The organism is Acidihalobacter prosperus (genome assembly GCF_000754095.2).
Classification (GTDB): Bacteria; Pseudomonadota; Gammaproteobacteria; order DSM-5130; family Acidihalobacteraceae; genus Acidihalobacter; species Acidihalobacter prosperus.
The window spans coordinates 704279-727048 of the sequence record NZ_JQSG02000001.1 but is presented as its reverse complement, the minus strand read 5'-3'; the positions used below and the strand labels follow the sequence as shown (position 1 = coordinate 727048).

17 protein-coding genes and 1 other RNA gene are annotated in these 22770 nt (G+C 67.3%); 11 read left to right on the top strand and 7 right to left on the bottom strand.

Annotated features, from left to right (window positions below; genetic code table 11):
- The first annotated feature begins 164 nt into the window (after positions 1-164).
- Positions 165-1085 (top strand): Wadjet anti-phage system protein JetD domain-containing protein, encoded by a 921-nt coding sequence (locus THPRO_RS16600; protein WP_161489926.1) that lies wholly within the window; start codon positions 165-167, stop codon positions 1083-1085.
- Between the two features lie 27 nt (positions 1086-1112).
- Here the strand turns inward: THPRO_RS16600 and yghU are convergent, their stop codons facing one another.
- Both yghU and ssrA read right to left on the bottom strand, forming a co-directional pair.
- Complete coding sequence (gene yghU, locus THPRO_RS03530; protein WP_038086693.1) at positions 1113-1985, bottom strand: glutathione-dependent disulfide-bond oxidoreductase; 873 nt, start codon at positions 1983-1985, stop codon at positions 1113-1115.
- A gap of 174 nt (positions 1986-2159) precedes the next feature.
- Positions 2160-2524: a transfer-messenger RNA gene (gene ssrA / locus THPRO_RS03525) on the bottom strand.
- Between the two features lie 120 nt (positions 2525-2644).
- On the opposite strand from ssrA, the gene purL reads away from it, so the two are divergent.
- The 3 genes from purL to THPRO_RS03510 are packed head-to-tail and all read left to right on the top strand — an operon-like array spanning position 2645 to position 7905.
- A complete protein-coding gene (purL, locus tag THPRO_RS03520) occupies positions 2645-6541 on the top strand; it encodes a phosphoribosylformylglycinamidine synthase (RefSeq protein WP_065089217.1) in 3897 nt (1298 codons plus the stop codon).
- Between the two features lie 55 nt (positions 6542-6596).
- Positions 6597-7193: a hypothetical protein gene (locus THPRO_RS03515; protein WP_052064024.1), complete on the top strand. Its 597-nt coding sequence runs from the start codon at positions 6597-6599 to the stop codon at positions 7191-7193.
- Positions 7194-7215: 22 nt separating this feature from the next.
- Positions 7216-7905 carry an HAD family hydrolase gene (locus THPRO_RS03510; RefSeq protein ID WP_065089216.1) on the top strand — a complete coding sequence of 230 codons (690 nt, stop codon included), beginning with the start codon at positions 7216-7218 and terminating at the stop codon, positions 7903-7905.
- Positions 7906-7930: 25 nt separating this feature from the next.
- Here THPRO_RS03510 and THPRO_RS03505 read toward each other — a convergent pair whose 3' ends face one another.
- Together THPRO_RS03505 and THPRO_RS03500 are read right to left on the bottom strand one after the other, a co-directional pair.
- Positions 7931-9118, bottom strand: coding sequence for an MFS transporter (locus THPRO_RS03505; RefSeq protein WP_052064052.1), 1188 nt, complete (start codon positions 9116-9118; stop codon positions 7931-7933).
- 85 nt (positions 9119-9203) lie between these two features.
- Positions 9204-9830 carry an arylesterase gene (locus THPRO_RS03500; protein ID WP_065089215.1) on the bottom strand — a complete coding sequence of 209 codons (627 nt, stop codon included), beginning with the start codon at positions 9828-9830 and terminating at the stop codon, positions 9204-9206.
- Between THPRO_RS03500 and THPRO_RS16940 the strand changes: the two genes are divergently transcribed.
- From THPRO_RS16940 to THPRO_RS03475, 5 genes are all read left to right on the top strand, one after another.
- The gene (locus THPRO_RS16940; RefSeq protein ID WP_038087001.1) at positions 9829-10515 is read left to right on the top strand and encodes an ABC transporter ATP-binding protein; all 687 of its coding nucleotides are present in this window, start codon (positions 9829-9831) and stop codon (positions 10513-10515) included. The genes THPRO_RS03500 and THPRO_RS16940 overlap by 2 nt on opposite strands.
- A complete protein-coding gene (locus tag THPRO_RS03490; protein WP_052064023.1) occupies positions 10509-13010 on the top strand; it encodes an ABC transporter permease in 2502 nt (833 codons plus the stop codon). Before THPRO_RS16940 ends, THPRO_RS03490 begins: the two co-directional genes overlap by 7 nt.
- Positions 13011-13041: 31 nt before the next feature.
- Complete coding sequence (locus tag THPRO_RS03485) at positions 13042-15204, top strand: RelA/SpoT family protein (protein WP_038086682.1); 2163 nt, start codon at positions 13042-13044, stop codon at positions 15202-15204.
- Positions 15205-15318: 114 nt separating this feature from the next.
- Entirely contained in the window at positions 15319-16098 is a 780-nt protein-coding gene (pcaD, locus tag THPRO_RS03480) for a 3-oxoadipate enol-lactonase (protein ID WP_038086679.1), read from the top strand.
- Between the two features lie 103 nt (positions 16099-16201).
- A complete protein-coding gene (locus THPRO_RS03475; protein WP_038086677.1) occupies positions 16202-16756 on the top strand; it encodes a cytochrome b in 555 nt (184 codons plus the stop codon).
- 63 nt (positions 16757-16819) lie between these two features.
- On the opposite strand, the gene THPRO_RS03470 is transcribed toward THPRO_RS03475, so the two are convergent.
- Genes THPRO_RS03470 through THPRO_RS03460 form a run of 3 tightly spaced genes read right to left on the bottom strand, consistent with a single transcriptional unit; the run spans position 16820 to position 20234 of the window.
- Positions 16820-17374: a cupredoxin domain-containing protein gene (locus THPRO_RS03470; RefSeq protein ID WP_038086675.1), complete on the bottom strand. Its 555-nt coding sequence runs from the start codon at positions 17372-17374 to the stop codon at positions 16820-16822.
- A gap of 41 nt (positions 17375-17415) precedes the next feature.
- Positions 17416-18420 carry a copper resistance protein B gene (locus THPRO_RS03465; protein ID WP_052064021.1) on the bottom strand — a complete coding sequence of 335 codons (1005 nt, stop codon included), beginning with the start codon at positions 18418-18420 and terminating at the stop codon, positions 17416-17418.
- A gap of 29 nt (positions 18421-18449) precedes the next feature.
- Complete coding sequence (locus tag THPRO_RS03460) at positions 18450-20234, bottom strand: copper resistance system multicopper oxidase (protein WP_038086672.1); 1785 nt, start codon at positions 20232-20234, stop codon at positions 18450-18452.
- 176 nt (positions 20235-20410) lie between these two features.
- On the opposite strand from THPRO_RS03460, the gene THPRO_RS03455 reads away from it, so the two are divergent.
- Together THPRO_RS03455 and THPRO_RS03450 are read left to right on the top strand one after the other, a co-directional pair.
- The gene (locus THPRO_RS03455; protein ID WP_065089214.1) at positions 20411-21094 is read left to right on the top strand and encodes a heavy metal response regulator transcription factor; all 684 of its coding nucleotides are present in this window, start codon (positions 20411-20413) and stop codon (positions 21092-21094) included.
- A complete protein-coding gene (locus THPRO_RS03450; protein ID WP_065089213.1) occupies positions 21091-22488 on the top strand; it encodes a Cu(+)/Ag(+) sensor histidine kinase in 1398 nt (465 codons plus the stop codon). The genes THPRO_RS03455 and THPRO_RS03450 overlap by 4 nt, the downstream gene beginning before the upstream one ends.
- Positions 22489-22770: the final 282 nt, after the last annotated feature.

The window sequence follows — 22770 nt, the reverse complement described above, 5'->3', positions numbered from 1 at the left end:
GGCTCCTCGGCAGCTTGCTGGATCGGCTGGATCGCAAGGGTACGGAATCGCGTGCGCGACCGCCTGGTCTCAGGCTGAGCCCGGAATGCGCGCCACGCCTGTATCGTCATGATCAGGCGGCTGACAGGACATGGGCGCTCATCTGTCGTGATCTTAAGGATTGCGTGATCGAGATATCGCTGAAACGCAATCGTAAACCTTATGAAGCGGAGTATGCGGGCGCCACTTTCAGGTTGGTCGAGAGCGGGGAGGCTCTACTGCGAAGCTGGCTGTCACGTCCTGTGCAGCCTCGTTACCGGGATCTGTGGGGCACAGCTGTGGCATCACGTGCCGAGGCCTTTGTCTATAATGGGAATTCGTTGATTTTGCATCCTGTCAGCGTGTCAGGAAAATCGGCAGAAGAGGTTGTAGAGGCCTTTATCCGAGTAGGGGCGCTCGCATGTGGCGGTCTGACATTGCGCCAGTTGAGCGCCCGCTGTTTTTGGGGGCACTCGAAACTGCTCGACACGCGAGAGGAATTGCTCAAATGCATCTTCCGCGATGTTGTCATCGCCCCGCGGCCGGTGCTGGTCCACTCACGCCTTGCCGCTGCTCGCGGGGATATATTGTTCATCGAAAACCAGGATAGCTACGTCCAGGCGTTGGCCGGTATCCCGGAAGAGGTCGTTCTGCTCGATCTGGTCTACGTCGCCGGATTCCGCGGCAGCGCGGCGCGTATACGCACGCGCAGTGGCGCGAGCCTGCACTATCATGGCGCCGTAAAGCCCAGCTGCCGTAAACCATTCGAAGATTGGTGGTTCGGCGAGCGACATGAGAACTACCGTCTCTGGTTTTGGGGAGACCTGGATTACGCCGGCATGGCAATCCTCAAGGCGTTGCGCCAGCGTTTCGGTGATGTGCGCGCTTGGCCGGCGGGCTATGACGCCCAACTGGTGCTGCTTGAGGCCGGCGGCGGACATCATCCCGAACTGGCCGACAAAACCGAACAGTGCGATCCGGGGAAGACCGGCTGCGCCTATGCAGACGAAATCTTGTTGCCAGCGCTGCGTCGGCAAGGTCGCTTCGTTGATCAGGAAGCGACCTGATGCGTGGGCACGGCGATCCGCTTGCGTTCAGTCTCGCATGAGCTTGTCTTCGGTACGGGTGTCGAAGTCGCTGGCGTCGTGGCGTTCGCGCAGCTGTTCGGCGGGTTCGCCGCGGGTACGGTTGACCATGCGTCCGCGGCGCACGGGTTCGCGGGCGAGGAGGGTGTCCGCCCAGCGGATGACGTGGGGATATTCGTGCACCGAAAGGAATTCTCCCGCTTCGTAGAGCCGGCCCTTCGCCAACTCGCCGTACCAGGGGAAGATGCCCATGTCCGCGATGGTGTACTCGTCGCCGGCGATGAACTCGCGTTCGTTCAGATTGCGGTTGAGCACGTCCATCTGGCGTTTGACTTCCATCGCGTAGCGGTCGATCGGATACTGCCATTTTTCGGGGGCGTAGGCATAAAAATGACCGAAGCCGCCGCCGAGATCGGCCGTGGCGCCCATGTGCCAGAACAGCCAGTTCAGGGTTTCAGTCCGTTTGGCGTGTTCGACCGGCAGGAAGGCGCCGAACTTTTCGGCCAGATAAAGCAGGATCGAGCCCGATTCGAATACTCGCGTCGCCGGGGTCGTGCTGAGGTCGACCATGGCCGGAATTTTCGAATTGGGGTTCACCGCGACGAAACCGCTGGAGAACTGCTCGCCTTCGAGAATGTCGATCAGCCAGGCATCGTATTCCGCGCCGGCATGTCCGAGCGCGAGCAGTTCCTCCAGCATGATGGTGACCTTGATGCCGTTGGGCGTACCCAGGGAGTAAAGCTGCAGTGGATGCTTGCCGACCGGCAGGGCCTTCTCGTGGGTGGCGCCGGCCACGGGTCGGTTGATGCGGGCGAAATGCCCGCCGTTTGCGCGATCCCAGGTCCAGACCCTGGGAGGCGTGTAGGGTTTGGCGTCGGCCATCGGGAATTACCTCATTGCTGAACTGATAGGCGCCGCGCCGAGGCGGCGTGTGTGGTCCTCAGACCCGGTGCGTGGTCGCGGGTTCCCGCTCCCGACATGTCCGGGGCGGCGATGGTGGCGCGCCGCCGGGCGGGCACAAAAAAGGCCATCCTTCCGGATGGCCTGCTGGGTGTTTGGTGGAGGCGGCGGGAATCGAACCCGCGTCCGCAAGTCCTCTGCCTTCGGCTCTACATGCTTATCCCGGTCTTTGAGTTTAACCGCCTGCTACCCGACGGGCAGGGAAAACAGTCGGCGATCCCAGTTAGGTTTTAACGAGTCGGCCCTGGGAGAGCTTCATCGCGATCTTGTGAGAGTCGACGCCTGGTATCTGGGCGCACAAGCACGGCCCCAGTCAGACGGCACCCCTACCGGGTTTTAAGCGGCGAGTGCGTAGTTGTCGTCGTTGGCAACTATAAATTTGCAGCGTGATTTACGAGGGCAGCTACATCCTCGGCATGCACCTCCGGTTTCGCGACCCACGTCGAATCCAGGTCGCCCCCGTTGATGAGGGGTCAGTATACCAGATTGCCCCGTCCATAGGCGTTATGGGGGCTGGCAGGCATGCGTACAAGGGGCGATTCCTTTATGATTGCGCCCTCTTCGCCAGTGGGTTGATCGCTATGTTGTTGGTTCAGGGCCATGGTGCGTTGTCCGAGTTCCGCCGTTCCCGTTTGTTGGCGCGCCTGCAGGCCGTCGATCCGGCGATAGGCGATTTGTCGGCGCGCTTTGTCTACTTTGTCTATCCCGTGCGCGCACTGGACGAGTCTCAGCAGGCGCGGCTGATGCAGGTGCTGGAGGCACCGCGCGCAGCACCCGTAACCGAGCCGTCCGGCGAGGTGCTGGAGTGGCTGGTGGCGCCGCGCCTGGGCACGATTTCGCCGTGGGCGAGCAAGGCGAGCGATATCCTTCACCACTGCGGCTTGGAAGTGGTCGAGCGCGTGGAGCGCGGTATCAGCTACCGGCTGGACCTGTCGGCACCCCTGGGCGCGGCGGCCTTGGCGGCGTTGCGCGAGGCGCTGCACGACCGCATGACCGAAACGGTGTTCGAATCCGCCGACGAGGCCCTGGCGTTGTTCGGCGAGGCCAGGCCGGCACCGCTGGGCCATGTTGCGCTGGGCGAGCAGCCGCTGGCGGCGCTGCGGGCAGCCAATGCCCAGCTTGGGTTGGCGCTCTCGGACGACGAGATCGAGTACCTGGCGGAAAACTACGTGGCGCTGGGGCGCAATCCGACAGACGCCGAGCTGATGATGTTCGCGCAGGCGAATTCGGAGCACTGCCGGCACAAGATCTTCAACGCCAGCTGGGTGATCGACGGGCAGCCGCAGGACAAGAGCCTGTTCGAGATGATCCGCAACACCTACCGCCATGCCCCCGAGGGCATTCTGTCCGCCTATCACGACAATTCCGCCGTGTTCGCGGGACCGCCTGTGGTGGTGCGTTTCGCGCCGGAGGCGGGCGGTACGCGTTATCAGCCCACCCGCGAGACGGTGCATACCTGCATCAAGGTAGAGACGCACAACCATCCGACGGCAATTTCGCCGTTCCCGGGTGCGGCCACGGGCGCCGGCGGCGAAATTCGCGACGAGGGCGCCACCGGGCGCGGCGCGCGCCCGAAGGCCGGGTTGACCGGGTTCACGGTGTCGAATCTGCGCATTCCAGGCTTCGAACAGCCCTGGGAACAAGATTACGGCAAGCCCGGGCGCATCGTGGCGGCGCTGGACATCATGATCGAGGGGCCGATCGGCGGCGCCTCATTCAACAACGAGTTCGGCCGTCCGGGGATCGCGGGATTCTTCCGGACCTACGAACAGATGGTGGCGGGTCCTGGCGGCAACGAGGTGCGCGGCTATCACAAGCCGATCATGCTGGCCGGTGGCGTGGGCGCGGTGCGTGCCGATCAGGTGGACAAGCAGCCGATACCCGCTGGCGCACAGGTGGTGGTGCTGGGCGGGCCGGCGATGCAGATCGGCCTGGGCGGCGGCGCGGCGTCGAGCATGGCCACGGGCGCCAGCGACGAGCTGCTGGATTTCGCCTCGGTGCAGCGCAGTAATCCGGAGATGGAGCGTCGCTGCCAGGAGGTGATCGACCGTTGCGCGGCGATGGGAGCCGACAGCCCGGTGCTGTCGATCCACGATGTCGGCGCCGGCGGCCTGTCCAACGCGGTGCCCGAGCTGATCAACGATGCGGGTCGCGGCGGGCGCTTCGAGCTGCGCGCGATTCCCAACGACGAGCCCGGCATGTCGCCGCTGGCGATCTGGTGCAACGAGGCGCAGGAGCGTTACGTGCTGGCCATCGACAGCGACCGGCTGGATACCTTCACCGCGCTGTGCGAACGCGAGCGCTGTCCCTATGCGGTGATCGGCGAGGCCACGGCCGAGCAGCGACTGGTGGTCGGCGACGCGTTGCTGGAAGAGACCGTGGTCGACATGCCGATGGAGGTGCTGCTCGGCAAGCCGCCCAAGATGCTGCGCGAAGTGCATCGAGCGCAGGTCGTCCACACGCCGCCGCGGTTGGACGGCATCGAACTCGGCGAGGCTGTGCGCCGCGTGCTGTGTTTGCCCACGGTAGCCAGCAAGGGTTTCCTGATCACCATAGGCGACCGCACCGTCGGCGGTCTGGTTGCGCGCGATCAGATGGTCGGCCCCTGGCAGGTGCCGGTGGCGGATGTCGGCGTGACCCTGAGCGATTTCTATGGCTATACCGGCGAGGCGATGGCGATCGGCGAGCGCCCGCCGCTGGCGCTGCTCAATCCGGCCGCCTCCGGTCGCATGGCGATCGGCGAGGCGCTGACCAATCTGGCCGCGGCGGATGTGCCGCGCCTTGGCGATGTGCGCCTGTCGGCCAACTGGATGGCGGCGGCGGGGCATCCCGGCGAGGATGCGGCGCTTTATGAAACCGTGCGCGCGGTGGGCGAGGCGCTGTGCCCCGCGCTCGGCATCGCCATACCGGTCGGCAAGGACTCGATGTCGATGAAGACGGTCTGGCAGGAAAGCGGCAAGACGCGATCGGTCACCGCGCCGCTGTCGCTGATCGTATCCGCCTTCGCGCCTGTCGAGGACGTGCGCAGGACCCTGACGCCGCAGCTACGGACCGACGCGGGCGACACCGATCTCGTGCTCGTGGATCTCGGCAAGGGTCGCGACCGCCTCGGCGGATCGGCACTGCTGCAGGTTTACGGACAGCTGGGCCATCAGGCGCCGGATCTCGACACCCCGGACACGCTGCGCGGTTTCTTCGAGTCCATTCAGTCGCTCAACCGCGACGGCAGGCTGCTGGCGTATCACGACCGCTCGGATGGCGGGCTGCTGGCGACCCTGTGCGAGATGGCCTTCGCCGGCCATTGCGGTCTTGACGTGGACCTCGGCGACGTGCGCGACCCGCTGGCCAGTCTGTTCAGCGAGGAGCTGGGCGCGGTCATTCAGGTGCGGCACGCCGATGTCGACGAAGCACTGATGACCCTGGAGGAGTACGGCCTCGGCCATCACGCGCGCATCATCGGCACGCTGGCCGACGACGACGCGCTGCATATCCGCGCCGGCGGCCGAGAAATCTATCGCGAGACGCGCGTCGCGCTGCAGCGTCTGTGGGGCGAGACCAGCTATCGCATGCAGGCGCTGCGCGACAATCCCGACTGCGCCGAGCAGGAATTCGCCGGTCTGGGCGCCGCCGACGATCCCGGTCTGTTTGCCCGCTTGGGTTTCGATCCCGACGAGGACGTGGCTGCGCCGTATATTGCGCGCGGCGTCCGCCCACGCGTCGCCGTCCTGCGCGAGCAGGGGGTGAACGGGCAGATCGAAATGGCCGTCAGTTTCCACCGTGCCGGTTTCGAGGCGGTGGACGTGCACATGAGCGACATCATCGAGGGGCGCACGGATCTGGCCGATTTTCGCGGTCTGGCGGCGGGCGGCGGTTTCTCCTACGGCGATGTGCTTGGTGCGGGAGGCGGCTGGGCCAAGTCGATCCTATTCAATCCACGCGCGCGAGATGCCTTCGAGGCTTTTTTCAAGCGCGAGGATACCTTCGGCATCGGCCTGTGCAACGGCTGCCAGATGATGTCGCAGATCAAGTCGCTGATCCCGGGCGCCGATCACTGGCCGCGCTTCGAGCGCAACGCCTCCGAGCAGTTCGAGGGGCGCCTGACGCTGGTGGAAGTGATGCCTTCGCCGTCGATCCTGTTCGAAGGCATGCAGGGTGCGGTGCTGCCCATTGTCGTCTCGCACGGTGAGGGGCGCTCGCATTTCGTCGACAACACCGCCGAGGCGGTGTCGCGCGCCGGACTGGTGACGCTGCGCTACGTGGATCACCATGGTCGCCCCACAGAAGCCTATCCGGAAAACCCCAACGGCTCGCCGCTGGGCATCACCGGGCTGTGCTCGGCGGATGGCCGCTTCACCATCATGATGCCGCATCCGGAACGGACCTTCCGCAGCGTGCAGTATTCCTGGTGTCCGCCCGAATGGAACGAAGACTCGCCCTGGCTGAGACTGTTCCGCAACGCGCGGGTATGGGTGGGCTAGCCGGCCGTGCTGGATGTTAAAATATACCGTTTGAAACGCGCACCGGAGGTGCCCAATGCTTGAGATCAGTGTGCGCTTCGCACCCGGCTTCCCCGATGACGCGCGCGCCGGCCTGCGCGCCGAGGGCGACGTGCTGCCCGAATACGGCCAGGTCTGGATCTGGGACATGGCTTACGCCCAGACCCTGCACGCGCTGGCGGGCAGCGAGGCGGCGCGCAGTCTGCGCGAGGACCTGGAACTGTGGGGCATCAACATGTCCAGCAAGGTCTTCCAGCCCATGGACCACATCCGCGCCAAGGGGCACCTGAATTTACGTCAGGGCTTTGCGCTGGACGACACGCTTGCCAGCGAGTCCGTGCTCGCCTATCGCATCACCGGCGCGGCCGGCGAGCTGCCCAAGGTGGAAATCGAGGCGGCGGCGGACCTGGACCCGCAGGCACGGGCGGCGGCGGTGCTCGCGCTCGGCCAGTTCTTCATCGAGCAGAACGACCTGTTCGCCAAGGAATTGCCGCTGCACGTGCTGGCGTTCCGTAAGTTCTACGGCGACGTTGCCCCGGAGAGCGATCCGAGCAGCGTGGAGGACGCGCCCATGTTTGCGATCCAGAAGGCCCTGGAATACTTCAACAGCGTCGCCGGCGCCGCGCGCCATTAAGGTCGCGAACGGCGCACGGGCGATGGCGATCCGCTGCATCACCTTCGATCTCGACGATACCCTGTGGGACTGCGAGCCGGTCATCGCGGCCGCGGAGGCGCGCTTTCATGCGTGGCTTGAGGCGCATTGCCCGGCGCTGGCCCGTCATTACGATCTCGACGGCCTGGTGCGCCATCGGGTGGATTACTTCCAGCGCTTCCCAGCGCTGCATCATGATCTCACGCGCCTGCGCAAGCAGTGGCTGGCGGCGCTGTCCGAGGCCCATGGGCACGCGGACGACTGGGTGGAGGAGGGCTTCCGGGTTTTCTGGCTGGCGCGCAACGAGGTCGAGCTGTACCGCGAGGCGGCGGAGTTGCTCGAAGGCCTGCGCGACCGCTACCGTGTCGGCGCGATTACCAACGGCAACGCCGATGTGCATCACATCGGCGTGGGGCATTACTTCGACTTCGTGATCACCGCCGCCGAGGCCGGCAGCGCCAAGCCGTCGCCCGGTATCTTCCGGCAAGCAATCGAGGCCGCCGGGGTGCCGGCCGCTGCGTGTCTGCACGTCGGCGACAATCCTCATGCCGACGTGCAGGGCGCGCGCGCGCAGGGCATGCGCACCGTGTGGGTCAATGCCGCCGGCGCATCCTGGCCGGCGGGTGATCCGCGCCCGGACGCCACGGTGCGCCACGTCGGCGAACTGGCCGCACTGCTCGCGCGCTGGGCCTGAAGCGGGGCGGCGCGCGTGCCGTTACTCAGTGATGGCGTACGGGGCCGACGGCGCCGGGCAAAACGAGACTGAACAGGGTGGCCGCGGCACCGACGCCGACCAGCACCCACATCACGTCGGCCAGCTCCATGTGGCTGGCCACCAGGCCGAGCAGGATCAGTGCCGCCGCGCCGAGTCCGTTGGATACGCCCAGTGCGATGCCGGAGCCCATGGAACGATTTTCCGGGAAGATGTCCTGGCCGATCACGATGCTGATTGGCAGCGTGGCGAACAGCGCGATGCCGAGCAGTCCGAGCACGAACCACTGCGCCAGTCCGCCGACGAACATGAAGAGCGCGAGCAACAAGGTCGCGGCGAGTATCGAGGTGAACACCACACGCTTGCGGCCGAACAGATCGGACAGATGGCCGCCGCCGACGTTGCCGATGATGCCGACCACCAGCAGCACGCTGATCAGCGCCGAGGATTCGACCAGCGAATGGCCGCTGTCGTGCCAGATGATCGGCAGATAGGTGACAACGCCGAAGATCATCAGCGCGCGCAGGCTGGAGAAGGCGACCAGCGCCGACAGCGGTCCCATGTGCTTGCTCCAGGCGATCGGGCGCGCATCGGGATGACGCGGTGGCTGTACCGGCAGCGTGTTCCACAGCAGGGGCACGCTGAACAGGGCTGGGATGGCCAGCAGCCAGAGATAGTGCAGGCCCCAGCCGGCCACCACCAGACTGGCGAACAGCGGCCACAGGCCGCGGCCGATTTCGCCGCCAACCAGGAACAACGCAAGGCCGAAACCCTGACGGCCGCGGCTCAGTGCGCGTGCGCCGGCCAGCGCTTGCGGATGGAACAGGGCGTTGGAAATCCCGATGACGATCAGTACGGGTATCAGCGCCCACAGACTGGGCGCGAAGCCGATTAACGCGCCGGCCAGATTGGACCCGAGCACGCCCATGACGATGAACACCCGGCCGCCGACGCGGTCGGCCACCCAGCCGGTGAAGGCCTGCAGGGCCTGGCCGATGAGCAGGGCCGCCATGACGGTGCCGGCGAGACCGACATGCAGATGCAGATTGATGAGCACGGCCGGCAGCACGCCGGGCAGGTAGTTAGCGGCGCCGTCGTTGAGAAAATGCAGCCAGCCGAGTCCGCCCAGACGGGCGTAGTGAGGATGCGCGGCGGCGTCCTGCACGGGGCGTCCGGCGATTTCTGATGCGCTCATCGAAATTCCTTGTAGGTTGAATATTAGCAAGCTATCTATTCTTGCAGATCGCCGCGAGGTTGTCAGCCACGGCATTGCTGGGGTTTTAATGCGCCAGCAGCGGTTGCAGCACGGGCCACACGTTGGCCAGCAGCTTCGGCTGGGCGGCGGCGTTCGGATGGATGCCATCGGATTGCATCAAGGCCGGGTGCGTGGCCACGCCCTTGAGCAGGAAAGGCACCAACGGGGTGCCGGTCATGCGGGCGACTTCGTCGTAGACCGCATGGAACATTTGGGTGTAGGCGGGGCCATAGTTGGGTGGCATGCGCACGCCGAGCAACAGGACGCGCGCGCCGGAGGATCTCGCCGTGATGACCAGTCGCGTCAGCTGTGCGCGGAAGGTGGCGACGGGCGTGCCGCGCAGGCCGTCGTTGCCGCCGAGTTCGACGATCACCACGGCGGGGTGGAAGCGCGTGAGTTCGGCCGGCAGGCGCGCGAGGCCGCCGGCTGTGGTGTCGCCGCCGATGCTGGCGTTGACGACGCGATAGGGATAGCCTTCCCGGGACAGTTTTTCGGCGAGCAGATGGACCCAGCCGGCGTCGATCGGGATGCCGTGACCGGCGCTGAGGCTGTCGCCAAGGACCAGGATGGCGGCCTTGCCGGGGGCATCGGCCTGTGCCGTGCCGGCGGCAAGCAGCAGGATGCACAAGCAGCGGACGAGGATGGAGCGCATGACGGCAGATTCTAGCGCGCCGGTCGCCGTGGCCGCGACCGCGCTGTGCAAGTCGGTGGCCGGCCCGGAAGGCGCCTTGCAGATTCTCGACGGCGTCGAGCTGCAGGTGGCTCACGGCGAATCGGTGGCCATTCTGGGCGCTTCCGGCTCAGGCAAATCGACGCTGCTGGGGCTGCTCGCGGGACTGGACAGCCCCAGCAGCGGCGAGGTTCGCCTTGCCGGCGAAGCGCTTTCGGCGCTGGACGAGGACGGCCGCGCCCGCGTGCGTGCCGGCCGGGTGGGCTTCGTGTTCCAGTCCTTCCAGTTGTTGCCCGGTTTGACCGCGCTGGAGAACGTGATGCTGCCGCTGGAGCTGCAGGACCGCGCGGCGCGCGCACCGGCGCTGGAGGTGCTGGCCCGTGTCGGCCTGGCCGCGCGCGCGGCGCATTATCCGCACCAGCTCTCCGGCGGCGAGCAGCAGCGCGTGGCCATCGCGCGCGCCTTCGTGACCCGCCCCGCCGTGCTGTTCGCCGACGAGCCGACCGGCAATCTCGACGAAACCAGTGGCGCGCAGGTGATCGATCTGCTGTTTTCCCTCAACGACGAACAGGCGACCGCGCTGGTGCTGGTGACGCACGATGCGGTGCTCGCCGCACGCTGCGCGCGGCGCTATCGGCTCCAGGCCGGGCGTTTGGCGCCGTGCTGAGCCGTCTGCTGCCGCCGCGATTGCTGTGGCGCGCGCTGCGCCGCGATCTGGGCAGCGGCGCGCTGCGCGTGATCGTGTTTGCGTTGATCGTGGCGGTGGGCGCGATCACGGCGGTAGGCGTATTCACCGACCGGGTCGCGCGCGGCATGAGCGAGCAGGCCAGCAACCTGCTCGGTGCCGATTTGGTGCTCGGTGCGGCCGACGCGATTCCCGGCGACGTGCGCCAAGAGGCGCGCCGCCTCGGCCTGCGCGCGGTCGACGCGCTGGGCTTCCCCAGTGTTGTGCTCAGCGGCGAGCACACCCTGCTGGTGATGGTGCGGGCGCTGGGTAGCGGATATCCGCTACTCGGCGACGTACGGCTTTCGGAGCGGCCATTCGGCCCCGAGCGCACGCTGCGCCGGCCGCCGCGAACGGGGACGGTCTGGCTCAGCCGCGAGGCTTTGACGCGACTGGGACTCGCCGTGGGCGATTCGCTGCATCTGGGCGAAGCGCGTCTGCGCATCGCCGGTATCGTGCGCGAGGCGCCAGGCACCGGCGCGGGTCTGTTCGATTTCGCACCGCGCCTGATCCTGTCGCTTTCGGATGTGGCGTCCACCGGGCTGGTCACGCCGCAGAGCCGCGTGCGTCACGAACTGATGCTGGCGGGGGCGCCGGCAGCCGTCGACACCATGCGCCGCTGGTTGAGCGCGCACGCGCCCGTCGGCATGCAGGTCGAGGACGTGCGCAGTGGCCGGCCGACGCTGCGCACCGCGCTCGATCGCGCCCAGCGCTTTCTGTCGCTGGCGGCACTGGCCGCCGCCTTGCTGGGCGGCGGCGCGATCGCCGTCGCGGCAGCCAGTTTCGCGCGCCGCGAGGCCGACCAGAGCGCCTTGATGCGCTGTCTAGGCGCGAGCGGCGCGAGAGTGCTGCGGCTGGCGGTCTGGCGGCTGCTGGGCGTGGGCCTGATCGGCAGCCTGGGCGGGCTGGCGTTGGGTGCGCTGGCGCAGTGGGGTTTGTCCGCGCTGCTGGCGGGCTGGTTCGCCACGCAGCTGCCGCTGCCCGGCTGGCAACCCTTTGCCGTGGGCCTGGCCAGCGGCCTGATCCTGATGCTCGGATTCGGGCTGGTGCCGGTCCTTCAGGTCGGTCGCGTGCCGCCCCTGCGCGTGCTGCGCCGCCAATTGGGGGCGCCGACATCCTCGGTATGGGGGATCACTGGCGCTGCGCTGTTGGCGATGGCCGGCCTGCTGCGCTGGCAGACCGGCAATACGCGGCTGTCGATGTGGATGGTCGGCGGCGGGCTGGTCACGGTCGCCGTGTCGTGGGCGGTCGCCTACGGCCTGATGCGCGGCCTGGCACGCGGGCATGCCCGCGGCAGCCGTTTCGGCTGGCGCTATGGCCTGCGCAGCTTGGGACGCCGGGGTCTGCTCGGCGCCGTGCAGCTGGCCGCCGTGGGGCTGGGATTGTCCACGCTGCTGCTGCTCGCCTTCGTGCGCGGCGATCTGCTCGATGCCTGGCAGCGCAGTCTGCCGACGGATACGCCCAATCAGTTCGCGATCAACATCCAGACGGACCAGCGTGCCGGAGTGCGCGCGCTGTTCCAGGCGCACGGACTGCCGCCACCCCATTTCTATCCCATGGTCCGGGCGCGGCTCGTTTCGATCAACGGCAAGCCGGTGCGCGCGCGCGACTACGCGGATGCGCAGGCGCGGCGTTTGGTCCGCCGCGAGTTCAATCTGTCCTGGGCCAGCCATCTGCAGCAGGGCAACCGGCTGGTGGCCGGACGCTGGTGGGCGGATGACCGGGCGCAGGGATTCTCGGTGGATCAAGGGTTGGCTCGCACCCTCGGCATCCGGCTCGGCGATCGGCTCGGCTTCGAAACCGCGGGGCAGGCGTTTGCCGGCACGGTGGAGAGTCTGCGCGATGTCCGCTGGGATACCTTCCGGCCCAATTTCTTCGTGCTGACGCCGCCCGGCATGCTCGAAGGGCTGCCCGTGAGCTGGATCACGAGCTTCTACCTGCCGCCCGGCCATGCGGCCTTACTGCCCGCACTGGTGCGCGCCTACCCGGGCGTGACTCTGTTCGACGTCGACCGCCTGCTGGCGCAAGTGCGGGCGATCATCGAGCGCGGCGTGCAGGCCGTCGAATACGTCTTCGCCTTCGCCCTGCTGGCGGGCCTCATCGTGCTGTACGCGGCGATCGACGCCTCGCAGCCGGCGCGGCGTCGCGAGCTGGCCGTGCTGCGCGCCCTCGGCGCATCGCGCACGCAGATGCGACTGGCGCTTGCCGCCGAGTTTGCCGGACTGGGTATACTGGCCGGCGTGATCGCCAGTGCCTCGGCCAGTCTTCTGGGCTACGTGCTGGCGACGCGGATATTTGATCTCGACTACGTGCCCGATCCGGGGCTCTGGCTGGCCGGCGTGGCCAGCGGCATGCTGCTGGTGCTGGCGGTGGGCCTGTGGGGCACGCGCACCGCGGCCCGCGTACCGCCGCAGGCGATTCTGCAGACGCCGGACTGAGCCCCGGACCCGGGCCGGAGTGACGCCAGTCATGAAACCGAACGAAACGACCCCCGCCGATCCGCCACCGGACGACGCGGAACGACTCAGCGAACGGCTGCTCGAAGCCGTGGGCGAGCAGCGCCGTGGGCAGATGGCGCAGGCGCTGTCGCACCTGACCGAGGCGGGCGCACGCGAACGCAAACGCCCGGACGGGCGCGCAGCGGCCCTGCGCCTGCTCGAGATGGGCGCGGATGGCGATTCGGTGGTGGCGGCCGTGCTTGCGGACCCGCGGCTGCGCGACCGGTTGTCTCCCGAATACCTGACGCAGACCTATGGCGCCACCATGGCTTCGCTGGTGCGCAACATCCATTGGCTGAATACCTTCAAGGAATGTCGCGAGGAATTCGTCCAGCCGCCCGAGCAGGCCGAACATCTGCGGCGCATGCTGCTGGCGATGGTCGACGACGTGCGCGCCGTGCTGGTCAAGCTGGCCTATCGTGTCGAGCGTCTGCACCTGCTGGCCGAGGAATCCTACGAGACCCGTCGCTGCATCGCGCGCGAGACCCTGGATATCTACGCGCCGCTGGCCAACCGCCTCGGCCTCGGCCAGCTCAAGTGGGCGCTGGAGGATCTCGCGTTCCGTTACCTGGAGCCGCAGACCTACAAGCGCCTGGCCAAGTCGCTGGAGGAGACGCGCGATTCGCGCGAGCGCTACGTCAGCGCTTTCGTGGACGAGCTGCGCGCTGCGCTGCAGGCCGAGGGCATCGAGGCCGAGACCTACGGACGTCCCAAACACATCTACAGCATTTACAAGAAAATCAGTCGAAAAAATATTGATTTGAATGATCTTTATGATATCCGCGCGGTGCGGGTTCTGGTCGACCGCGTGTCTACCTGCTATGCCGTACTCGGCGTGGTGCATGGCCGCTGGACACATATTCCCAAGGAGTTCGACGACTACATCGCCAATCGCAAGGAGAACGGCTACCAGTCGCTGCATACCGCCGTGATCGGACCCGAGGGCAAGGTCGTCGAGGTGCAAATCCGCACGCACGAAATGCATGCGCTGGCGGAGCAGGGCGTGGCCGCGCACTGGCGCTACAAGGAAGGTGGCCGTCAGGACGAGGCGCTGGACAAGGCGGTGAACTCCCTGCGCAATCTGCTGGAACACCGCGACAACGACGAGGAACTGCTGGAGAGTTTCCATGCCGAGCTGTTCGGCGACCGCGTGTTCGTGCTCACGCCGCGCGGCGACGTGCTCGACCTGCCCAAGGGCGCCACGCCGCTGGACTTTGCCTACACGGTGCACTCCGAGGTCGGCCACCGCTGTCGCGGTGCCAAGGTTGACGGTCGCATCGTGCCGCTGAGCTATACCCTCAAGTCCGGCGAGCAGGTGGAAATCCTCACCGCCCGCGAACCCAATCCCAGCCGCGACTGGTACAACCCCAATACCGGTTACCTGTACAGCGCGCGCAACCGCGCCAAGGTGCGCCATTGGTTCGCTCAGCTCGATCGCGATCAGCATCTGGCTGACGGCCGGGCGATCCTGGAGCGCGAGGCGCAGCGCCTGGGTACGCCGGTGCCCGATCTGGAGGTGCTGGTGCGGCGCTTCCACGTACAGACGCCCGACGAGCTCCTGCTCGCCATCGGCCGCGGCGACGTACGCCCGGGCCAGATCGCCTCGGCACTGCAAGGGCCGCAGGCACCGGCCTCGCTGCCGGCCGACGGCGTGCGCAAGGCGCCGAGCCATGGCGGGCGGCCGGATCGGGATGCGATCCGCGTGCAGGGCGTCGGCAATCTGCTGACCCAGTTCGCGCAATGCTGCAAACCGGCGCCGGGCGACCCGGTGGTGGGCTACATCACCAAGGGCGAGGGTGTCACCATCCATCGCAGCGACTGTCCCAACGTGCTCAACATGCCGGACACGCAGCGCAAACGCCTGATCGAGGCCGACTGGGGCGAACGTCCTCACAGCTACCCGGTCGATATCCATATCGAGGCCTTCGACCGCCAGGGTCTGCTGCGCGACATTACCCAGACCCTGACCAACGAAAAGATCAATGTGCTCGCCGCCAACACGCGCACAAACCGCGACGATCAGTCCGTGATCATGGATCTGGAGGTGGAAATCGTGGACATCGCGCAGCTCAGCCGCATACTCGACAAACTGGGACAGCTGCCCAATGTCATCAGCGCGGAGCGCAAGCACTGAATTCTTTTTAAACAATGTCTTGCTGTCGAAATCTGATGTATTTTATCGCTTTCGGCGCGGCGTCCCGAAGCCGGGTTCGCCGCCGCCGATCGTCATCGCTATGGAGGAAGCCGCATGCCCTCAACGGAAATCGACGAGCTGCGCCTGCACTATCGCCTGGAGGGGCCGGTGGATGCTCCGGTACTGGTGCTGTCGAATTCGCTCGGCGCCGCATTGGAAATGTGGCAGCCGCAGATGGCGGCACTGAGCGAACGCTTTCGCGTGCTGCGCTACGACACCCGAGGCCATGGCCGCAGCAGCGTGCCGCCCGGCCCCTACAGCATCGAGCGACTGGGACACGACGTGCTGGGCCTGCTCGACGCGCTCGATATCGAACGGGCCCACTTCTGCGGCCTTTCCATGGGCGGCATGACGGGGATCTGGCTTGGCATCCATGCCGCCGAGCGTCTCGAACGCCTGGTGCTGTGCAACACCGCGGCCAGGCTCGGCGATGCCGACGGCTGGAACGCGCGTATCCGCGAGGTTGGCGAAGGCGGCATGAACGCGCTGGTAGGCGCCACCATGGAGCGCTGGTTCACAGCGGCCTTTCGCGCGCACGCGCGCGCCGAGTGCACGGCGATCCAGGCCATGTTCAACGCTACCGATCCGGCCGGTTACGCCGCCTGCTGCGCAGCTATCCGCGACATGGATCAGCGCGCCGGGCTGGGTCGTATCGGCACGCCGACGCTGCTGATCGGCGGCGAACAAGACCCCGTGACCCCGCCCGAATGCACGCACGAACTGGTGGCAGCCATACCCGGCGCGTCTCTCGCCATGCTCGATGCCGCGCACCTGTCGAACGTGGAGGCGGCGGCTGCCTTCACCCGGTCCGTGATCGAATTTCTGCACGCCTAGCACCCGGCAGGCGGCGCGGCCGCATCCCTGCAAACATCGAATCAGCCGATATACTCATCGAATCCGCAAATCGCGGATTCATTCACGGACGGGAGGGTTGCGTATGTCGCTGAAGGATTCGAATCGCCGCTTCGGCTGGCTGAGCATCACCAATCATTGGCTGACCGCGACGCTGGTGATCGTGATGCTGTTCGTCGGTTTCTATATGGCCGGTCTGCCGCGCGGGCCGGAAAAGCTGCAGATGATCGGCATGCACAAATCCATCGGCATCACTATCCTGGCGCTGGCGATCCTGCGGCTGTTCTGGCGGGCGCGCAATCCGATGCCCGACATGCTGGGCAATCCGCCGGCCTGGCGTCACCTTGCCGCCCGTACCGTGCAGTTTTCCCTGCTCGGGCTGATCCTGCTGATGCCCATCAGCGGCTGGATCATGTCCTCGGCGGGCGGGCATCCGGTCTCGTTCTTCGGCTTGTTCACGCTGCCGCCGCTGGTGGACAAGAGCAAGGCGCTCGGCGAGGCCTTTCACGAAATCCACGAGATCCTGGCCTTCGTCATCATCGCGCTGCTCGTGATCCACGTGCTCGCCGCGCTCAAGCATGCCTTTCTCGACCGCGATGCGACCCTGCTGCGCATGCTGGGGCGTCCCGGGCGCGACTGAGCGAGACGCCCGTCGCGAACGGGCCGCCACGCACGCCACGGACGGGCCGCTCCAGACAGGCGTCTATTCCACGACGATCCGTCCCTTCATGCCGGCCTCGCGGTGACCCGGCAGCAGACAGGCGTATTCGAATTCGCCCGGCTGGTCGAAGCGCCAGACCAAGCCGCCCCGTTGGCCGGCCTTGAGCCGGATCATGTTGGGCGCGATATGCGCCATCGTGGGCATCTTGCGCATCATCTCGGCATGCTGCGCGAGCCGGTCCGCGGGCCCGATGACCATCTCGTGCACCAGGCGTCCCTCGTTGCGCACGAAAAAGCGGATGGTTTCGCCCGTCTTGATGCGTAGCTCGGCGGGCGTAAAGCGCATGCTGTCGTGCATGTCGATATCGACGGTGCGGTCGACCCGCGCGGGGTCGCCGGGGCTGCCCGCCATGCCTTCATGCATGTCCGTGTTCCCGTGCATGCCGTTCATCCGCTCCATGCCGGGCTTGGCGTGTCCGGTCATCTGCACGTCGCTGCCGTGCATGGCTGCGGGCATCATCGGGGCTTGCGGTTCGCCGTTCGCCAGCGCGAGCGCCGGCAACAGCGCGGCAAGGCCGATCAGCGTGGTTATCTTCATGATGGTCTCCTTGAGCGGATGGGGCGGGTCCCAGAGGCGGTTCAGAACCAGAAATGGAGTCCGGCGACCCAGCGGGTTTCGCGCGCGGGCTCGCCGGCGGCGCGCGCGAAGTCGGCGGTTTCACCGAACTTGCCGGCCCATTCGACACCGACGTAGGGTGCGAACTGGCGCCCGAATTCGTGGCGCAGGCGCAGCCCGGCGCTGACGTCGGACAGACCGCTGCCGAGGCTGCGTGCCGCGTCGCGGCGGCCGTACAGATTCGCCTCCAGGCGAGGTTGCAGGATCAGCCGTTGGGTGATGCGCAGGTCGTATTCGGTGGCGGCGTGCAGCGCGGTGCGGCCCTCGCCGCCGACGTAGGCAGTGACTTCGGTCTCGAACCAGTAGGGCGCAAGCCCCTCGAAGCCGAACGCCAGCCAGGTGCGCGAGGGGTCGACGCCGCTGTCGTGACGCACGCCGAACTGACCGTTCCAGAAGGCGGATACCGCATGGCTCCAGAAGGCCTGGGTGGTGGCTTCCTGCAGCCTGCCGTTTGCGATGTGGCCCTCGGCCTTGATCACCAGGCGGTCGAAGTCGCGCCCGATCCAGGCCTGGGCGTCGTAGGCGGTGGCGTCGCCGTGAGACGCGAAGACGCGTTCCAGCCGATCCACGCGCACGGCGTGAAACCGTTTCTCGTCGGCAAGGTGCAGGCGTTGTCCGTCGGGCAGCGCGTAGGCGCCCGAGGCGAGGGTATAGCCGTCGGCGTAGGCGTGCGGGTCGCGTGCATCGGCCGGCGCGCCGCCGCCCGCAGAGGCAGGGGTGGCACCGTGATTCATGGTCGGCGCTGTGGCGTGTCCCATGCTGGCATGGTCCATGCCAGCGTGATCGCCCGACATGGTGCCGTGGGACGGCTTGGCGTCGGTCTGACCGGCAGGGGCGCCGTGCATCATGCCATCGTGCTGCATGGGCGGTACGGCGGCGTCCGCCGCGGCCGTGTCCGCCTGTGCGGCCGTCGCGGCGAGCAGCGCGGCGACGCTCAGGTTCAGGATGGCGGTGCGGGGCAGGTTCATCGTCGTTCTCCTTTTGGCGGCGCCGGCATTCAGGCGACCACGACCTCGCGGAACATGCCCGCATCCATGTGAAACATCAGGTGGCAATGCCAGGCCCAGCGGCCGCGCGCGTCGGCGGTGACCAGGAAGCTGATGCGTTGGGCGGGCTGTACCGCGATGGTGTGCAGCCGCGCCTGGAATTCGCCGGCCGGCGATTCGAGTTCGCTCCACATGCCGTGCAGGTGCATGGGGTGGGTCATCATGGTGTCGTTGTGCAGGATCACGCGCAGGCGTTCGCCGTAGCGAAAGTGCACCGGCGTGGAATCGCCGAAGGGCAGGCCGTCGAAGGCCCAGGTGTAGCGCTCCATGTTGCCGGTCAGGTGCAGCTCGATCTCGCGCTCGGGACCCCGCGGGTCGAGCGGCCCGCCCAGAGTATGCAGATCGGCCAGGGTGAGGCTGCGGCGGCCGTTGCCGCGCAGGCCCACGCCGGGATCGTCCAGGTTTGTGCGCGGCATGTCGACGCGCATGTCGGTACCGGGACCGTATTCGGTGCGCGCGTGGCGTACGGGGGGGCTGCCGCCGGCGGCCGGCATGGCCATGCCGTGCGCGCCGTGCGCCATCGGCTGTCCGCCCGGGTTCATGCCGCCGTGGTTCATGTCGCTGTGGCCGGCCGCGGCGTGCGCCATGCCGCCCATCGCGCCCATCATGTCCGCCATGGTGAGCTGCTCGATAGGGTCGAGCGCGGGCACCGGCGCATTCAGCCCCTCGCGCACCGCGAGGGTGCCGCGCGCATAGCCGCTGCGGTCCATGGGTTGCGCGAAGATCGTGTAGGCCTCGTCGTGCGGGGCCACGATCACGTCGTAGGTCTCGCCGGGGCCGAAGCGGAACTCGTCGACCGTCACCGGTTCGACGTCGACGCCGTCGGCCTGCATCACGGTGAGCTTGAGCCCGGGGATGCGCACGTCGTAGAAGCTGTTGGCCGCGCCGTTGACGAAGCGCAGGCGCACGCGCTCGCCGGGGCGGAACAGCCCGGTCCAGTTGCCGGCCGGCGTGGTGCCGTTCATCAGGTAGGTGAGGGTGGCGCCCGACACGTCCGCGAGGTCGGTTGGGCTCATGCGCATCCGGTTCCACATGCGCCGCTTGTCGAAGGCGGCAGCGACCCCCTCGTGCGCGGCGTCGCGGAAGAAATCCATCGCCGTGGGCTGGTGGTAGTTGTAATAGGCGCTGTGCGACTTGAGCTTGGCGAAGACGCGCATGGGATCCTCGTCGGTCCAGTCGGACAGGGCGATCACGTGCTCGCGGTCGGCGCGGATGGTCTCGCCGCCGGCCGGATCGATGACGATGGCACCGTACATCCCGGTCTGCTCCTGCATGCCACTGTGCGAGTGGTACCAGTAGGTGCCGCTCTGGCCGACCTTGAAGCGGTAGACGAAGGTTTCGCCGGGTGGGATGCCAGGGAAGCTGATGCCGGGCACGCCATCCATCCGGTAGGGCAGAATGATGCCGTGCCAGTGGATGGAGGTGGCCTCGCGCAGACGGTTGGTCACGCGCAGGGTCACGGTATCGCCCTCGCGCCAGTGCAGAGTCGGCGCCGGGATCGAGCCGTTGATGGTGGTGGCGATGCGCGGCTGGCCGGTGAAGTTGACGGCGGACTCGGCGATCACGAGATCGAACTCGGTGCCGTGCAGCCCCGGTGCGCCGGTTGCGGCCGTGCGGCCTACGCTGCTTGCGGCGGCCGCGAGCGAGGGGGCGAGGCCGAGCATCACGCCGCCGGCTGCGAGGCCTTGGACGAAGCGTCGGCGGCGAAGATCGGGGCCGGTCGGGACTCGGGTCATGTCGTCTGCTCCTCCCTGCTGATGTCGGGCGCCCGGACGGGACGTTGCGGACCAGCCTAGGGGGCGGCCGCTGTCCCTCGCATGACCGCTTCATTACATTGATGTCATGATGGGCGCGCGGTCTGGCGGCGCGTTAAGCTGTGGCCGGTCGCGCGTGCGCGAGGGATGGCGAAGGCATGAAGCTACTGGTGGTCGAGGACGAGGAAAAGACAGGCGAATACCTGCGCCAGGGGCTCGCCGAGGCGGGATTCATGGTCGACCTGGCGCGCAATGGTCTCGACGGCCACCATCTCGCGGTGACCGGCGACTACGACCTCGTGGTGCTCGACGTGATGCTGCCCGACGTCGACGGCTGGCGCATCCTGCGCGCCCTGCGCGAGGCCGGCAGGCAGGTGCCGGTGCTGTTCCTCACCGCGCGCGACAGCGTGGAGGACCGGGTCAAGGGCCTCGAACTCGGTGCGGACGACTATTTGGTCAAGCCCTTCGCTTTTTCCGAACTGCTCGCGCGCGTGCGCACCCTGCTGCGCCGGGGCGCCGCGCCGGCCGTCGCCGACCGCCTTGAGGTGGGCGATCTCGTGCTCGACCTGCCGCGCCGCCGTGCCAGCCGTGGTGGCGCGCGCATCCACCTGACCAACAAGGAATTCGCGCTGCTGGAGCTGCTGGTGCGTCGGCAGGGCGAGGTGCTGCCGCGCTCGCTGATCGCCTCGCAGGTCTGGGACATGAATTTCGACAGCGACACCAACGTGATCGACGTCGCGATCCGCCGCCTGCGCGCCAAGGTGGACGAGGGCTTCGAGCCCAGGCTGATCCATACGGTGCGCGGCATGGGCTACGTGCTCGACCTGCCGGACGCCGAATGAGCCGCCGCCCAGTCTCGCTTGCGCTGCGGGTGACGGTCCGCGTGGGGCTGGCCACCTGCCTGCTGTTTCTCGGCTTCGGCTGGGTCATCGAACGCTCGATCGAACACCATTTCGCCGAGCAGGACGCCGGGGTGCTTGCCGGCGTGGCGCGCGCGGTCGTGACCGCGCTCGACACGCGCCCGGCGCAAGTGCCGTTGCACGAGGTCCTGGCGCGCGCCGTCTCCGCCGAGAAGCGCGTGTTCGTCAGCGTGACCGGCGCCGACGGCGGCCGGTTGTACGCCTCGCCCGGCCCCGACCTCGCGCCGCTGTTGGCGACGGGCAGCCCCGCCGCGCGGATCGCTGCCGGCGACGTGCGTGTCTGGCGCGCGGAAGGCAGCCGTTTCCGCGGCGCGCTGCTGCGAATCGACGCCGGTCTTCCCGGTCACTTGCGGCCGGTCACCGTCGCGGTGGCGATGTCGACCGATTTTCACCAGCATTTCCTCGACTGGTTCCGCCATACGCTCTGGCTGACCACCGCCTTCGCCTGCCTGCTGGCCATCGCCGCCGCCTGGTTCGCGGTGCAGCGCGGACATGCGCCGCTGCGCGACGTCAGCGCGCGCATCCGCGGCATCACCTCGGCGCGGCTCGATACGCGCCTGGCGCCCGAGGCGGTGCCGGTCGAACTGGCCGAGCTGGCGACCTCGTTCAACGACATGCTAGAACGCATCGAGGACAGCTTTCGCCGCCTGTCGGCCGTGTCCGCCGACATCGCCCACGAACTGCGCACGCCGGTGACCAATCTCGCGACGCAGACCCAGGTCGCGCTCGGCCGCGCGCGCGACGCCGAGGCCTATCGCGAGATCCTCTATTCCAATCTCGAGGAGTACGAACGCCTGAGCAAGATGATCGCCGACATGTTGTTCCTCGCGCAGGCCGACAACCGCCGGCTGCGCCTCGAACGCGACGCCGTCGATCTCGTGGCGGAGAGCCAGGCGCTGTTCGAGTTCTTCGAGGCCTGGGCCGAGGACCGCGGCGTCGCGCTGCAACTGCGGGGAGACGCGCCCAGCGTGCAGGGCGACCGCCTGATGTTGCGCCGTGCGTTGAGCAATCTGCTGAGCAACGCCATTCGACACGCACCGGCCGGCTCGTCGGTGAGCGTGCGCCTGTCGTCCGAGCCGGACGCGGTCGAGATCGCGGTCGAGAACCCGGGCGACATCGACCCGACTCATCTGCCGCGACTTTTCGAGCGCTTCTACCGCGCCGATCCTGCGCGCCGGCATACGGGCGAGGGTGCTGGCCTCGGGCTTGCCATCGTCAAATCCATCGCCGAGGCGCATGGCGGTTCGGTGAGCGTAGAATCGGCGGGCGGTCTCACGCGCTTCGTCATCCGCCTGTCGTTGACGAAGACTGCCTGACAAGATTTGCGCGCGACGCCTGCGCGTCGGGCGGGCGCGCCCGGATACCAGGGCGCTTGAAGCGCAGCGAGGACAGCGATCCGAATGCAGTGCGCGATCTGAACCGTCGGTATCAATCGCACATCTAGGGCGGAGAGGCGCCGAGTCCACGAGGGCAAGCCAAAGGCCAAATTGAAGATCAGAAGGCCGGGCATGGTTTCATCCCCTACGACCAAGTACGCACGCTGAGGTGCAAATGCAGGCAATTGGGGACACTCGTGCTGTCCCAGAGGGGTGTCCTGG

Excerpts from the sequence above, each read along its gene's own strand:
- THPRO_RS03475 (WP_038086677.1), top strand. The coding sequence starts at position 16,202 with ATGTCGCTGAAGGATTCGAATCGCCGCTTCGGCTGGCTGAGCATCACC.
- THPRO_RS16940 (WP_038087001.1), top strand. The coding sequence starts at position 9,829 with ATGACGGCAGATTCTAGCGCGCCGGTCGCCGTGGCCGCGACCGCGCTG.
- yghU (WP_038086693.1), bottom strand. The coding sequence starts at position 1,985 with ATGGCCGACGCCAAACCCTACACGCCTCCCAGGGTCTGGACCTGGGAT.
- THPRO_RS03460 (WP_038086672.1), bottom strand. The coding sequence starts at position 20,234 with ATGACCCGAGTCCCGACCGGCCCCGATCTTCGCCGCCGACGCTTCGTC.
- THPRO_RS03465 (WP_052064021.1), bottom strand. The coding sequence starts at position 18,420 with ATGAACCTGCCCCGCACCGCCATCCTGAACCTGAGCGTCGCCGCGCTG.
- pcaD (WP_038086679.1), top strand. The coding sequence starts at position 15,319 with ATGCCCTCAACGGAAATCGACGAGCTGCGCCTGCACTATCGCCTGGAG.
- THPRO_RS03455 (WP_065089214.1), top strand. The coding sequence starts at position 20,411 with ATGAAGCTACTGGTGGTCGAGGACGAGGAAAAGACAGGCGAATACCTG.
- THPRO_RS03450 (WP_065089213.1), top strand. The coding sequence starts at position 21,091 with ATGAGCCGCCGCCCAGTCTCGCTTGCGCTGCGGGTGACGGTCCGCGTG.
- THPRO_RS03510 (WP_065089216.1), top strand. The coding sequence starts at position 7,216 with ATGGCGATCCGCTGCATCACCTTCGATCTCGACGATACCCTGTGGGAC.
- THPRO_RS03470 (WP_038086675.1), bottom strand. The coding sequence starts at position 17,374 with ATGAAGATAACCACGCTGATCGGCCTTGCCGCGCTGTTGCCGGCGCTC.
- THPRO_RS03485 (WP_038086682.1), top strand. The coding sequence starts at position 13,042 with ATGAAACCGAACGAAACGACCCCCGCCGATCCGCCACCGGACGACGCG.
- THPRO_RS03515 (WP_052064024.1), top strand. The coding sequence starts at position 6,597 with ATGCTTGAGATCAGTGTGCGCTTCGCACCCGGCTTCCCCGATGACGCG.
- THPRO_RS03505 (WP_052064052.1), bottom strand. The coding sequence starts at position 9,118 with ATGAGCGCATCAGAAATCGCCGGACGCCCCGTGCAGGACGCCGCCGCG.
- THPRO_RS03500 (WP_065089215.1), bottom strand. The coding sequence starts at position 9,830 with ATGCGCTCCATCCTCGTCCGCTGCTTGTGCATCCTGCTGCTTGCCGCC.
- purL (WP_065089217.1), top strand. The coding sequence starts at position 2,645 with ATGTTGTTGGTTCAGGGCCATGGTGCGTTGTCCGAGTTCCGCCGTTCC.